Genomic DNA, 13,695 nt, shown 5'->3' with positions numbered 1-13,695 from the left:
AAATCGTACCATACAATTTCCTATTTGGAAACAATTAATTTTCGCAAATAAAAAGACGAGAAGCTTGATTGCTTCTCGTCTTTTTATTTGTTACGCGGCAGCATTTCGCTTCCATTCAGCAAATAAATGAAATTATGTTCATTCATTAATTGCTGCTTCAAGCGCAACAACAATCATATCGTTGAACGTCGTTTGACGTTCTTCTGACGTTGTTTCTTCACCAGTGAAGATGTGATCACTTACTGTTAAAACCGACAAAGCATTACGGCCGTATTTAGCCGCTAGCGTATACAGAGCCGTCGTTTCCATTTCAACTGCCAATACGCCGTGAGCTGCTAATTTTTCTAGCTGGCCGTCTTCATTGTAAAATTGATCAGATGTAAATACACTTCCTACTTTTAACTGAAGGCCTTTTTCAACACCTGCATCGTAAGCGCGCTTTAATAAATCAAAGTTAGCTGTCGGTGCGTAGTCAATAGGACCAAATTTAACGCGGTTCATTTGTGAATCACTTGACGAAGACATGGCTAAAATAACGTCACGTACTTTTACATCTTTTTGGATTGCTCCGCATGTACCCACGCGAATTAGGTTTTGAACACCATATTCATTCATTAGTTCATTTACATAAATAGCAATCGATGGTACACCCATTCCCGTTCCTTGAACAGAAACGCGCTTTCCTTTATATGTTCCTGTAAATCCAAGCATACCGCGCACTTCGTTATAGCAAGTTACATCTTCTAAAAACGTTTCTGCAATGTATTTTGCACGAAGTGGATCACCTGGAAGTAAAATTGTTTCTGCAATATCACCTTGTTTTGCCCCAATATGTACGCTCATTTCGTACCTCCTATATGTAAAAAATCTTACGCTTTCACTATACCATATTGTATCCCTTGCATGTCTATTTACTTCTAACATTATGCGTCAAAAATAAAAAGACATACTGCCCAAAAAATGGCGTAGTATGTCTTTTTATATAAGGGTACGCTAATAGCGCAAGGGATTTACTAACTTTAGCTGAGGTGATATGTATGGGGAAAAAACATCGCAACCGAATTAATTCGCCTAAAAAGAATAATCACATTCCAAAAGAAGCAATTATAGCAGAACATGAAGCCCATGGAGATGAATATTCAGCAACAAACCGAAAAAATGGCCCTGGTCATCATACTCGTGATTACTAAGAGTCAACATATAAATAAAAAGCGGCCAGATAGGTCGCTTTTACCTTATGTTTAACGTACATGCAGGCGATTCACTTTTTGCCATCCGTCTGTCCATAGCTTGTAGTAATACTTCCCTCGAGTACCTTCATCAATTAACAAAATATCGCCTGTGCTAATAAATCTCGCATCACAATCTTTTGGCAAATTATCAGCAATATTAAACATCTGAAATACTTGTGTTGCAGCGTCTTGATGATCGAATGCTGTAATCGTTAGACGATGGACAGGCTTATATCCGCGCTTTTCGCCTTTTTCTTCTGTTTGCATAATGGTTACATCATATTCTGTGCTAATATTAAATTGTTTTTTTATTGTGGTCCACACACTCAACATTCTTCCCTCCACCCAAAAGCAAGTATTTACTCTTTTACGTCATGTATTCTTATATAATTAGTGATAAAATCCGAAAATCCTTTATCGAATCAAAACGTTTTTTGTCGAAATTACTAGTTTCTCCTTATTAAACATGTACATAAAATATTTGTTTCCCATTTTATCATTAGTTGTTTTTGAATGGATGAATCAATAGACCTACTTAAACAAAATGAAATATTAACGAAAAAAATGTAACCATTGCTCCTATTTTTGGTTATATAGGCGCTTAGAAAGGAGGTAGACTCCTAATGACCAAGCAAGTCCTACACAATATCCTGCTAGTATATCCGTTAAAAAGTGTACGCCTAAATACAAACGGCTAAATCCAATTAATAAAATAATAATAGCAATTACGCATGCAGCTGCCGTTTTAATAGCCCTGCTTCTTGTATACATCCATATTAACAAAAGCACTCCGCTGTAAAACGCCATTGAGTTCATGGCATGTCCGCTCGGAAAACTATAGTGAGAGGCGGGAACGACTTGACTCCAATCAGGTCTTGGTCTTGCAAAAATCTCCTTCAATCCCAAATTTAAAGCGCGAACTCCCCAAAAAACAAGCGTGATATATAAAGCGAGCAATCCTTTTCGTTTATAAAGAAGAAATACTATAATGGCAAACCATATTGGCGCAGTGACATACCAAGATCCTACAGTTGTTATAAATATGATGATGGGTGTTAACGTATCCGTCCTCCATCCTTCAATGGTATGAAGTACATTAAAGTCAAGCTGTTTCACCCAAGGTGTATTAAACGTAAATAAAATGAGTAAAAAGAAAGCTAAAAGCGATACAATAAATAGAGAATATTTTGTAGTGCGATTTACCATTTTTTATTTCCTCCAACCTATTAAAAGAAAAAGCATGTAGCGTGCTACATGCTTTACTTATTCACACGTTTTGGCTGAATATAGTCTTCCGGCTTGGGAGCTTGATGAACGACAAATTCAGCCGAAAATTCCTCTTTTGCATTTATTTTTTTCGTTTGTTTTGATTGCGGCATATACCTCTCTCCTTTCTTTTTACTGTCTTTAATATACGAAAAATAAAGGAGAGCTATGCACGTTAGCTATAGCGTGAAATAATATTGGTTAATCTATTTTTTAACTGAGGAATTTCTTTTTCAGAAACATGAACATGAACGAGCGACTCATCTGCATCCAGCATTTCAGATAAAACCCCCCCAAACCCTCTGGCTCGTCGATCTACTTCTATAAATAAATCGTAGTCATGTAAGCCGCTCGGCTGCACGATGATTTCAATTTCATCTACTTTCCCAGCGTACACTCCACCGCTTGGAACAAATTCAAATTCTTGAACAAAAGGAAGTCTTTTTCTCATCCTGCGAGGAGCTTCTTCGCACTCGACTTGGCGCAAGCGAAAGCCAAGCTGTTCCATCGCTTCAATTGTGCTTGTTACCATAAGGTTAGGGAGCACTTTTACATGATCAATATCCGACGGATCAACCGCATCTTTAATATCGAGGCTCGTCGCCACCCACACTCGGGTTCTCCCTAATGTAACAGGCGTATCATCAGGCAGCTGAAAGGTAAAAGGAATAGACTTGGTTTCAGATGGTTGGATCGTAAACGGGTCGTTAATCTTAAACGTATTAAGTTCAATGTCCTGCTTGTATTTTTTATCGTCTCTTTCTTTTACATAGGTTGTGAATAGACGCAGATAGATGCTGTCAATTTTCTGCTCAACATTTCCGCCGTACACTTCAACAATCCCTTCAATCGTTTCACCAGCACGAAATTCATCATTGACAAGCTTAGCATCCACTCGCGCTGCACCAATTCCAATGCGGGCTAACGCTTTATTAAATAGCGCCATGCTTTTCCCTCCCCGAGTTCTTACTATTTATATAGTCATAAATGTCTTTTTGTAAACTTTTAATACTTTCATACGCTTCATCTGCTCTCAGCATTTTTTGAATGATGGTTTTAATGGGCGCCGACAAGCTTAGCTCTTGTTCCCAGCTTTTTTCTTGTTTATCCGTCGGCTCATAACCAGAATACAATAAAAATAAAAGAAAATGACCAAGCGCATAGATATCGCTTGCAACCGATGTTTGTCTCATAAACTGCTGTTCTTCTATAAGGCTGCTTGTTTCTTCATGAGCTCCCAAAAATCTTGCAAGACCAAAGTCAATAACATAGATGGTCCCGTTAACATCAATAATGTTTGGAATACGAAGATCACGGTGAACGATTCCTTGCTCATGAATAACGGAAACTACTTTTAGAATATCAAGTAAAATGTCAAGCGCTTTTTCTTCTGTATATACGCGCTTCTCTTCAAAAATTAAATCTTCAAACGTTTTTCCTTGAATCAACTCCATCACTAGAAAACACCCTTCATCTATTTCAACAGCTTCATACAGCGAAGGAATTTGAGGATGATCTAGTTGAGACAGCAGTTTTGCTTCATAATGAAAAGACTTCAGCCCCTGAGGCGTGCGCTGCTTCGTTTTGCGGAGTTGCTTTATTACTACCTCTTTTTGTTGCACAATGTCACTAGCAACATATGTTATACCATAGCTCCCCATTCCCAGTACATTTATGATTTCATAGCGCTCACAAATGACTGTTCCTTTTTTAAAAGGACGGTCAACTAGCCAGCGATGAAAGTGTTTGAACATTCGATTTTTCATTCCAAATCAACTTGAGAAAAAGCTTGAGAAGAAGCTTCCGCTTTTGCGTTTACGCTTGTAATGGTGATGACCATATTTTGAATGACTGTGGCTGTCATAATATTTGCTTCGTTTATAATCGCTACTGCTGCTATGGTGACGCGGACGTCTGTGATGATGATCACTGCTGCTGTAGTGGCGTGGACGTCGGTAGTGTCGATCACTGCTGCTGTAGCGGCGATGTTTAGATCCAGTTAATGATTCAAATATTTTTCTGAACATAAAGAAAACCTCTTTTCTTAACATTTGTTACCCTTTATACGTACGAAATGTTATAAAGGTTTCAAAAAGTCCCTTACCCTTTTTTAAAATAGTTAAACGTTTCAAAGGAGGCTTAACATGACTTCTACTGACACAAATCCCCTCATTAGATTGGAGGATGTTCTTCGTCTGCAGCAGATGATGCAGCACAAACCTCCTGCTATTCTCCCGCTCTCTTTTATTGGAGAAGATGTAAAATGGATTAAAGAAATTCGAAGAAAAGTAAAAAAAGCTAATCAAAACAATGTTACACGTACACAAGCTTATTTGGACTATTATCAAAAACACCCTGAAATTCACTGGGCTCTTTTAGCACACTTAGTTTCACGAAACGGCGGCTATTATATGACAGATCTCTCCACTACCTTAATAAAATCCCTGCTTTCATCAGAGAAACAGCACGCATACTTCTTGTTTTTAGAACATTCCAACTCAGCGATATTTCATGATGCTTACGCTCAGCTGTTACTCTATGAAAAAAGCAAAGAGCAAAACAGCAATCTGTTTCATTTACTCCCCGCCTTTCACATATCTTCTTTTATGAAAGCTGTTTGGAATGACTTTTGGCAGCACAGAAACAAAACGCTCTTATCAATAGCCCTGATTGTGAACGAACAGTATCATATCGAAAAAAATGTTCTCTTTAAAAAAGAGTTTCAGCGTGATGTTCTTAACTCTTGGCAGTTTCACACTCAAAATTTTCTCGGTATGACTCAAATCGTCTTTCCCTATTATTCAGGTAATAAAATTGATTTATGTGGAACGAAAGTCTACCATTTTGAGTCTGTGATAAGACGGATTGAAGTGGGAAAAACCCTATACGTTCTTCTTTTTTATTCAAACTTGCATGATGCTATTTATACCTTTAGCCTTAAACACCCTCATACAGGGTCTCGAAGCGATTATAATTCAGATATATTTACAAATGACAGAACTCATTCCAAAAAGCTCTATAGCCCGACTTTAACTATGAGCTGGGGAGACCGCGTACATCTTTTTTTAAGAAAAGAAGATTGGTTTGAAGACGAAAGCATATTTTCTCTTCTTGACTCTATTCCCGCTTCTTCAGTTAAAAAAATTCCCCTTCAGCATCATATAAAAGTGCAATCCGCTATAAAATCTGCTAATCCTTTTTCATAACCGCTGTCTCATAAACAAAACGACGAGTTTCCCCGTCGTTACAGATGTATCTATCTTTTTATTCTTCATCTTGCTCATCAATAATACATTTATCAATGAGATAATCAAAAGTTATATCCGCTAATTCGCCTAGCTCTTCTTCAGCGGGAACATAGCCTCGCTTGACTAGTTCATTGTAAAAGAACTCCGCAATTTCTTCCGTATCAATGACCACTTCGATTTCTTTCACAATATCACTCCTTATCCCGTTTGAACGGATTAGCGTACCTTATTTTTCTTAAAAATAGGTTCACTCCATCTTCTGCTTGAAGTTTTACCTTATACACATTTATGAACAATTTGGCAATAGTATGTCTAAAATTTCAGCAGTTTAAATAGAAAGGTAATTATACCCATTCTTTTTTCATTACCATCGCCGTATACACAATAAAAGATAGCTAAGAGAGATGTGATGATCTATCTCGGCTATCTTTTATTTATTAGGCATCTACCTGCTATTTTCCTTGTTCGGATTTTGCTATCTTTTTTAAATGTTTCAGCACTAAGTTCATGACTTCAGCGTATTCTTCATCTTCAAAAAGCTCATACAAAAATTTATAATCATTGTACACATCTAAAAGACCGTTTATAATCTCATGCTTTTCTTTAGTTAACCTCACTTCTTCTTTTTCAGAACCGTTTTGTTTTTTCATCTTTGGTAGCAACTCCGTCTTTTTAATTTCTTTACCTAAATACAACATATCAACACTTTGAGCGTAATTTTCTGTTTCCTCATGAGGAGTTACGAGAATGAGTTCTTCTTCACTAGCCTCAAGCCATTCTCCATCTGTTACACGTGACAATTCATAGACAATATCTTCCCATGAATCCTCTTTATAACGCCATATTTCTGTTCGAATACCAATGATTTTAAATAACTCTTTTCCATAATTAAAAACCTGGACGATATCGCCGAAGAAAAATTTATATTCAAGCTCTACTCTTTCCTGTACTAATATTTGACCTTCATATTCTTCTAGAAGCTCAATTGTATCTTCTAAAAAAAGACCTTCACTATGGTTGATTTCGTATACAAAAATCCCATCCATCACTTTTATATCGGTAATAGTGCCAACGGTCCCGTATATTGTTACAACGACTGTTTCACCAATTCCGTATTTAGGTTTTTTCTTCCCTGCCATCGTCGCACCTCCTTAGTAAACATACACCTACTGAAAAGTTACAATATTATATGCAGTAACTAAAAAAGGGGAAGTATAACATCTTTAGAACCAAGCCTTTATTATCTATTGCCCTCTATCATTTTTTTCTGCTTATTGTACAGGCTAAGGAAAATAAAAAGATCCGAACGATGAATCGTTCGGATATTCCTTCAACTAAAATACTGTTGTTCTAGCCTCTTTTTATTTTCTCACGCATTATTTTGATAAAGCTCCCATGCTTCATCAAATACGGTCATACTTGATAAATAATGTCCGTTGAGCTCTAAATAAGAACTCAGTTCGTCATAGTCTGTTGAAGATTTCGGGAAGCTGTGATCATCATAAGCACTTCGCGCAAACTCTCCCATTCGATCATGTTTTTTATTTGATCGGAATTTCATTATATAGTGATAAAAGGATTTCATCGTACTCCCCCTCCAGCGGTATGTGTATCTTTTCTATCATTTTTTCAAGAAATCTACAACTTTCTTCTGTGATATGTAGATGTCGAACACTGCAATATGAGTGTTTTACTGGACAAAAAATATTAAATTCATGTTACAGTTGCAAAACAAATTTCACTATTAGCGTAACGAATAAATATTGTTATATCAATATTTTTCTTTTTTCAAAAAGACATTTGTAACAAAAACACATCGTTTTTATAACAAAAGCGTTGATTCGACAGGTTTCTCAAGCCTTTATGTAATTGCAAAAAAGAAGAATTCATGTTTTAATTCCGTAGTGAAAGGTTATTCTAACAATAATCGCCATTTAAATAAATCTTGTTGGTGGGAGGTTTACATCAGCATATGTTGAGGAAAAATAATACTATGAATACTCGAAATGCTTACTTTGATAATGCTAAATTCGTATTAATTTTTTTAGTTGTATTTGGGCACATGATTTCTCCGTACCGAACAGATAGCAGCGGAATGCTGTCCATTTATCACTTTATCTTTATTTTCCATATGCCTGTCTTTATTTTACTAGCAGGTTATTTCTCGAAAAATTTCCATAAAAAAGGATATTACAAAAAAATATTTACAAAGGTGGCTCTTCCTTACTTAGCTTTCCAAACGATCTATACTCTTTATTATAGTGTGCTTTATACAGATGAAACGTACACGCTTCAATATTTGGTTCCTAGATGGGCAATGTGGTTTCTACTGAGCTTAATTTTTTGGAAATTAATGCTTCCTTTCTTTGCAAAATTCCCAATGTGGATTAGCTTAACTGTCTCTATTTCGCTTGGACTTGCAATGGGCTTCATTGATATTGACGGATTTGATAAAATTCTAAGCATTAGCAGAATGTTTGTCTTCTTCCCGTTTTTCCTTTTAGGCTACTATTTGTCACAGCGACAAGAGCCTTTTACAAATCTTTTGACAGCGCGAAATCGAATCATTGCATCCATCGTATTACTAGTTACATTAATTGGAAGCTACTCTTTCTTAGACGACACGGCTTACACAGATATGCTGTATGGAACGAACACGTACGACAATGTGGCCGAATTTTTAATGCGCGTTTCTCACTATGGAATTGCTTTTCTTGTATCTTTTGCCTTTATGGCTTTAATTCCAACGCGCGGTTTTGCTTTAACAAGCATTGGACAGCGATCCCTATACGTGTATTTATTGCACGGCTTCATTTTAAAATGGTTCTTTACAACTGACTTCTCAAAAAGTTTAGAGCCAACATCATGGGGTATTATCGTCTTAATCGCACTGTCCATTTTAGTAACGATGCTTCTTGGCAGCCGTATTGTCGATTGGTTCATCACCGGTACCAAGCTCATCGTTCAGTTTGTTACACCTAAAAAAGCCATTCAGAAATTTTCATTAGCATTCAAACGTACGTTTTCATAAAAGTCATACTCCTAAAGGAGTATGACTTTTTTCATTTTCTTTAGAGAAACCAAGTAAATAATTTCATTTTGCTGAATTTTATGTTAACGTTTTAATATCTAAAGGAAGGGAGTTTTTCAAGATGGAATTAGCATATTATGATGGAGAGTTTAGAGATATTAACGAGGCTGTTATTCCAATTGATGAACGCGGTCACCAGTTTGGAGACGGTGTTTATGAATTTATTCGTGTATACAAAGGAGTTCCGTTTTCGATTGAACGTCACTTAGACCGCTTAGAAAGAAGTGCAAAGGCAATCTTTATTGAACTGCCGGTTTCAAGACAGGAACTAAAGGACATCATTCGTCAAGGAATGGAAAAATCAACGTTAAAAGACGCTGATATTTATATTCAAGTTACGCGCGGGATTGCTCCTCGAAATCATTTATTTCCTGATGTACCTGCACAATTAGCACTCACAATACGCCATCCTCGCCAAACACCTGAAGAAGCCTATGAAAAAGGCATTTCCACTCTTCTATTGGAAGACGAACGATGGGCTAATTGCTATATCAAATCATTGAACCTACTTCCTAACCTTCTGGCCAAACAAGCTGCGGCTTCTAAAGGGTGCAAAGAAGCTATTTTAGTAAAAGACGGATACATAACCGAAGGGTCGAGCAGCAATGTATTTGCGATAAAAGACAACGTCTTGTTCACGACTCCTGCCACAAGAAAAATTCTATCCGGTATTACGCGCGCTAACGTACTGGAATGTGCGCAGGAACAAGCCATTCAAATCCGAGAACAAAATATGACTCCTTCCTTTTTAAAAGACGCAGATGAAGTTTTTATTACGAGCACGTCTGTTGGTCTTTTGCCCGTTTCGAAAATAGACGAAGTCGAACTTCCAACTGTTCGTCCTGTTACAGTAGCTTTAAAGCACGCATACAGCCTACGTACTGCTGGAACAAAGGCTTATCAATAAGAAAATCCGCCCCTTACAAAATAAGGGGCGGATTTTTAGAATTTAAAGTAGTTGCGCTTTAATAATCTTGGCACTTTTAATAGCTCATCATACCGAATGGATTCATCAAGTTTTTTTGTATCGACAAGAAGCAGCTGTGTTTCCACTTCTTCTATGATCTCTTCTTCTTGATATGACATCCCGCAACCTGAACAGCTGATACATGGCATATGAGTAATTTCGATACTTCTCGTTCCATCTGGCAATTCCCAGTATGCGGTATTGGTTGTTTCTACCGCTTTTTCTTCTTCGCACCATGCGCATTGAACAGTCATATTACAGGACCTCCTTAAGATGATGGAGCATCGTCGCTTTTACCGTCTTTTTTCAATTGAGCTTTAAACTTTTTATCTTTTAATTCATCTCTTTTTTCACGTTTGTCTTTTAGGCTTTCGTGAGCACTGTCACTTTCATATGTTTTACGTCTTTTTACTCTCCCTAACCCTTCCGGTACAAGGTTGAATTGAGCATCATTCATAAGACCCGAGATGCCGATGGAAGAATCTTTAGCATCCGATTCTGGATAAACAGCTCGAAAATAATCATCTGCACGCCCAGGCACATAGCTTTCTGGCTCCGGATACGTCGTAATCACGCCTTCAAAGTTTCGCAGAACAACTTTACTTGCGCTTTGACTAATAATATAGTTTGGCTGAACGGCAATCTTTCCTCCACCTCCTGGCGCATCAATAACAAACGTTGGAACAGCATAGCCAGACGTATGACCTCGCAGCCCTTCCATAATTTCAAGCCCTTTGGAAACAGGTGCGCGGAAATGCCCAATTCCTTCTGATAAATCACATTGATAAATATAGTAAGGACGAACGCGTATTTTTACTAAATCGTGCATAAGCTTTTTCATGATAGCTACGCTGTCATTAATCCCAGCTAAAATAACCGCTTGATTGCCAACTGGAACGCCTGCATCGACAAGCATTTCACATGCTTTTTTTGTCTCTTCCGTAATTTCAATGGATGTATTAAAGTGAGTATTTAACCACACTGGATGATATTTTCTTAAAATGGCACATAAATTTTCCGTTATTCGCTGCGGAAACACAACGGGTGCTCTGGTGCCAATTCGAATAATTTCCACGTGGGGAATAGCTCTTAAATTTTTCAAAATATATTCTAAAATGTTGTCATTAATCAGCAAGCCATCACCGCCTGAAATGAGTACATCTCGTACTTCAGGTGTTTTGGCGATATAAGCAATCGCAGCATCTAACTGCTTTTTTGGAACGCCCATTCCAATTTGTCCTGAAAACCTTCTTCGAGTGCAGTATCTGCAGTACATGGAGCATTGATTGGTAACTAAGAACAAAACGCGATCCGGATAGCGATGAGTCAATCCTGGCACCGGAGAATCTTCGTCTTCATCTAGCGGATCTTCTAGATCGTATTTTGTTTTATGAAGTTCTTGGCCAACCGGAACAGACTGCATACGGACGGGGCAGCGAGGATCATCTGGATTCATTAAAGATGCATAGTAAGGCGTAATATTAAGCGGAATGGTTTTGGTTGAAATGCGCACTCCTTCTTCTTCTTCAGGAGTTAAATTAATGACTTTTTTTAAATCATCTAGCGTTCGAATTGTGTTTGTTAATTGCCAAATCCAATCGTTCCACTTTTCCTCGGGCACATCTTTCCATAATTCGATATCTTTCCAATGTCGGGACGGCTTATATAAATCATATAACATACAATCGCTCCTTTATGAAGATTTACTATTGTTATATGTTACAGCCCATAAATTGGTTAATTATTTCTCATCCTTTACTTTTTGATAGATCCTTCACCCATACGTTCATATCTTCTAACGATTTATAAATGTAACAATTATTCGTTAACCGTCCCGTATAGGTATACCCAAGCTGATGAAAAGCGGCATTCATCCCAAATGAAAGCGCTCTCGCTATTGTGTATGCACAAAAAATATGCCTCTGTTTTAGCTCCGCCTCTAGTGCGCTTAATAAATGCTTCATGAATCCATACTTTCGGTAAGCAGGGAGAGTCGCACAATCCGTTAGTTCAGCATTGTGATAGACATAGTCAATTTCAGCAGAAGCAGCGCTAACGATATCGTTCTTGTCAACGATGATATAAAACAAATTATCTTCTTGAAGCAAACTAGAGAGATACTCTTCTTCATAGAGGGGAGTCGGATACACTGTGAAGATTTGACGGTAGAGCTGAGAAAGTTGTTTGGCGTCAGATGAAATGGCTCGGCGCATGATCAGTTGATTCGATAAAGGAGAATAATCAGATGTCGGCAAATTCAAAACATCTTGAAGCAGCTCTGTTTCTTTTAACGTCTCCCCGCTGTCTCGGCGGGATTGAGACGTATAGTAGCATAAAAGATACGCGTCGCTTCCGTTAAAATAGTAGGGAACAGTTGCTTCTAAAGAAAATCCCAAGCTCATCCAGTCCAACAGATGTTCGGCACGTGCTTTTATAATCCACTTTTCGTACGTTGCCTTATCCATTTCTTTATATATATAGCTGTAAATATCGTTCACATTTCCCCGGTAATCATCCATTCTCAGACGCTTGTTACATTCATCTAAAAAAAGAGTCATAGCAAAGGTTGGTTGACAAATAGTTTCTTGTTTCGCCATTTGTTTGTACCCTCTCCCTTTTTAGCTTAGTCTGCAATACTGCACCAGTCTGCTACGGTGAGCGCAATAATTTCTGCTGCATCAAGCATCGTTTGAATACAAATATACTCATTCGGAAAGTGGGCTACTTCTGTTACTCCTGGTCCAAACACAACTGTTGGAATATCTCCAACTTGTGACAATATCCCTCCGTCCGTTCCCCAAGGAGATGCTTCAATAATCGGCTGTTTCTGTTTCACTTGATAAAAAGAGGACGAAAGAGAGGTCATAAGCGGATGCTCTAATTCAATTTCACCAGGAAGCCAGTGGGCCCCAAACCATTCCAAGTCGACAGGATGCTCAGCAAACCACTCATCGCACTGAGGCAAAAGTTCAAGCCACGATTTCATTTCCGCTCTGACATTTTTCATTTTTTCATGCGGAGCAACTCCTATCCTGCCTTCTAATACTACTTGATCAGCAACTGAAGAAGGCCACGTCCCTCCTTGTATATTTCCGATATTAATGGGCACGGGAATGGGAATTTTATTATAGAGCGGGTCTGTAATTCGGCTGTTTCTCTCTTTTTCAAGACCCTCAATATGTTTAAGCACAACAGCTGCTTTTTCAATGGCACTCACGCCTTCATACCGAGTCCCTCCATGTGCTGCTACTCCATGTACGGTCACGCGAAACCACATCGAGCCTTGCTGTTTAGGAAAGATCTTCATGTTGGTTGGTTCTGGAATAATGGCACCATCTGCTTTATACCCTCTAAGCACGCAGGAAAGTGTTCCTGCCCCTCCACTTTCCTCTTCTACTACGCTTTGAAAAATAACATCTCCTTTTAATGAAATACCTAGCTCTTTTAATGCTTGAATCGCTAAAAGTAACGACACATTTCCTCCTTTCATATCCGTTGCACCGCGCCCATATAAGTTTCCATCTTTTACAACGGCCGTATAAGGGTCTTCCTTCCACTGTGAAAGATCGCCGGGAGGCACAACATCAATATGTCCGTTTAAAATGATGGATTTTCCCCCACCTTTTCCTTTTAACACGCCTACCACATTCGGGCTATCTCGGAAACTAGAACGGTTGGAGGCAAAAGCTTCATGGGTACGAAGTGTTTTTTCGTCTGGTTCCCATATATCAATATCTAACTGCAGCTGTCGAAGGCGTTCAATGACAATTGCCTGCGCATGCTTTTCAGAACCCTGTACGCTTGCTTCTTCTACGAAACGCTTGAGTAAACGCACTGCACTTTGACGATGCTCTGTCATCCAGTTATGAATAGATTGCTGTATGTTCATGT

The 13,695-nt window shown here is 38.2% G+C and carries 17 protein-coding genes; 4 read left to right on the top strand and 13 right to left on the bottom strand.

The genetic code is table 11. The annotated features are described in order from the left end of the window. Positions 1 to 138: 138 nt before the first annotated feature. Positions 139 to 843 (bottom strand): purine-nucleoside phosphorylase, encoded by a 705-nt coding sequence (gene deoD, locus ACXAE4_RS07840; RefSeq protein ID WP_013058711.1) that lies wholly within the window; start codon positions 841 to 843, stop codon positions 139 to 141. Positions 844 to 1,037: 194 nt separating this feature from the next. Here deoD and ACXAE4_RS07835 point away from each other — a divergent pair, with 194 nt between their 5' ends. Further along, positions 1,038 to 1,190 carry a hypothetical protein gene (locus ACXAE4_RS07835; RefSeq protein ID WP_013058712.1) on the top strand — a complete coding sequence of 51 codons (153 nt, stop codon included), beginning with the start codon at positions 1,038 to 1,040 and terminating at the stop codon, positions 1,188 to 1,190. A gap of 51 nt (positions 1,191 to 1,241) precedes the next feature. On the opposite strand, the gene ACXAE4_RS07830 is transcribed toward ACXAE4_RS07835, so the two are convergent. The 5 genes from ACXAE4_RS07830 to ACXAE4_RS07810 form a co-directional block, all read right to left on the bottom strand. After that, positions 1,242 to 1,565 (bottom strand): hypothetical protein, encoded by a 324-nt coding sequence (locus tag ACXAE4_RS07830; protein WP_013058713.1) that lies wholly within the window; start codon positions 1,563 to 1,565, stop codon positions 1,242 to 1,244. Positions 1,566 to 1,811: 246 nt separating this feature from the next. Beyond that, positions 1,812 to 2,438, bottom strand: a complete 627-nt coding sequence (locus ACXAE4_RS07825) for a phosphatase PAP2 family protein (RefSeq protein ID WP_289578338.1) — start codon at positions 2,436 to 2,438, stop codon at positions 1,812 to 1,814. A 235-nt stretch (positions 2,439 to 2,673) separates the two neighbouring features. Then, positions 2,674 to 3,444: a sporulation protein gene (locus tag ACXAE4_RS07820; RefSeq protein WP_289578339.1), complete on the bottom strand. Its 771-nt coding sequence runs from the start codon at positions 3,442 to 3,444 to the stop codon at positions 2,674 to 2,676. Continuing rightward, positions 3,431 to 4,264, bottom strand: a complete 834-nt coding sequence (locus ACXAE4_RS07815; protein WP_047749946.1) for a serine/threonine protein kinase — start codon at positions 4,262 to 4,264, stop codon at positions 3,431 to 3,433. The genes ACXAE4_RS07820 and ACXAE4_RS07815 overlap by 14 nt, the downstream gene beginning before the upstream one ends. A gap of 6 nt (positions 4,265 to 4,270) precedes the next feature. Further along, the gene (locus tag ACXAE4_RS07810; protein WP_080754470.1) at positions 4,271 to 4,525 is read right to left on the bottom strand and encodes a hypothetical protein; all 255 of its coding nucleotides are present in this window, start codon (positions 4,523 to 4,525) and stop codon (positions 4,271 to 4,273) included. 117 nt (positions 4,526 to 4,642) lie between these two features. Between ACXAE4_RS07810 and ACXAE4_RS07805 the strand changes: the two genes are divergently transcribed. Continuing rightward, a complete protein-coding gene (locus ACXAE4_RS07805) occupies positions 4,643 to 5,704 on the top strand; it encodes a DUF2515 family protein (RefSeq protein ID WP_165636117.1) in 1,062 nt (353 codons plus the stop codon). A gap of 58 nt (positions 5,705 to 5,762) precedes the next feature. Here the strand turns inward: ACXAE4_RS07805 and ACXAE4_RS07800 are convergent, their stop codons facing one another. From ACXAE4_RS07800 to ACXAE4_RS07790, 3 genes are all read right to left on the bottom strand, one after another. Continuing rightward, the gene (locus ACXAE4_RS07800) at positions 5,763 to 5,933 is read right to left on the bottom strand and encodes a YozD family protein (RefSeq protein ID WP_013058720.1); all 171 of its coding nucleotides are present in this window, start codon (positions 5,931 to 5,933) and stop codon (positions 5,763 to 5,765) included. Between the two features lie 265 nt (positions 5,934 to 6,198). After that, entirely contained in the window at positions 6,199 to 6,885 is a 687-nt protein-coding gene (locus tag ACXAE4_RS07795; RefSeq protein ID WP_013058721.1) for a hypothetical protein, read from the bottom strand. 230 nt (positions 6,886 to 7,115) lie between these two features. Then, complete coding sequence (locus ACXAE4_RS07790) at positions 7,116 to 7,331, bottom strand: YozE family protein (RefSeq protein WP_013058722.1); 216 nt, start codon at positions 7,329 to 7,331, stop codon at positions 7,116 to 7,118. A 408-nt stretch (positions 7,332 to 7,739) separates the two neighbouring features. Here ACXAE4_RS07790 and ACXAE4_RS07785 point away from each other — a divergent pair, with 408 nt between their 5' ends. Then, the gene (locus ACXAE4_RS07785; protein WP_013058723.1) at positions 7,740 to 8,777 is read left to right on the top strand and encodes an acyltransferase family protein; all 1,038 of its coding nucleotides are present in this window, start codon (positions 7,740 to 7,742) and stop codon (positions 8,775 to 8,777) included. A gap of 121 nt (positions 8,778 to 8,898) precedes the next feature. After that, a complete protein-coding gene (gene dat / locus ACXAE4_RS07780; protein ID WP_165636116.1) occupies positions 8,899 to 9,744 on the top strand; it encodes a D-amino-acid transaminase in 846 nt (281 codons plus the stop codon). Between the two features lie 35 nt (positions 9,745 to 9,779). Here dat and ACXAE4_RS07775 read toward each other — a convergent pair whose 3' ends face one another. The 4 genes from ACXAE4_RS07775 to ACXAE4_RS07760 form a co-directional block, all read right to left on the bottom strand. After that, entirely contained in the window at positions 9,780 to 10,058 is a 279-nt protein-coding gene (locus tag ACXAE4_RS07775; protein ID WP_013058725.1) for a YokU family protein, read from the bottom strand. A gap of 14 nt (positions 10,059 to 10,072) precedes the next feature. Continuing rightward, positions 10,073 to 11,485 carry a lysine 2,3-aminomutase gene (gene kamA, locus ACXAE4_RS07770; protein WP_028415115.1) on the bottom strand — a complete coding sequence of 471 codons (1,413 nt, stop codon included), beginning with the start codon at positions 11,483 to 11,485 and terminating at the stop codon, positions 10,073 to 10,075. A gap of 67 nt (positions 11,486 to 11,552) precedes the next feature. Further along, positions 11,553 to 12,401 (bottom strand): putative beta-lysine N-acetyltransferase, encoded by an 849-nt coding sequence (gene ablB / locus ACXAE4_RS07765; RefSeq protein WP_289578343.1) that lies wholly within the window; start codon positions 12,399 to 12,401, stop codon positions 11,553 to 11,555. A gap of 26 nt (positions 12,402 to 12,427) precedes the next feature. Then, the gene (locus ACXAE4_RS07760; protein WP_047749942.1) at positions 12,428 to 13,693 is read right to left on the bottom strand and encodes a peptidase; all 1,266 of its coding nucleotides are present in this window, start codon (positions 13,691 to 13,693) and stop codon (positions 12,428 to 12,430) included. Positions 13,694 to 13,695 lie beyond the last annotated feature (2 nt).

This window comes from Priestia sp. ABM2_011, from assembly GCF_056158845.1.
The sequence above is the reverse complement of the archived record's forward strand: the minus strand, read 5'-3'. Positions and strand labels throughout refer to the sequence as shown.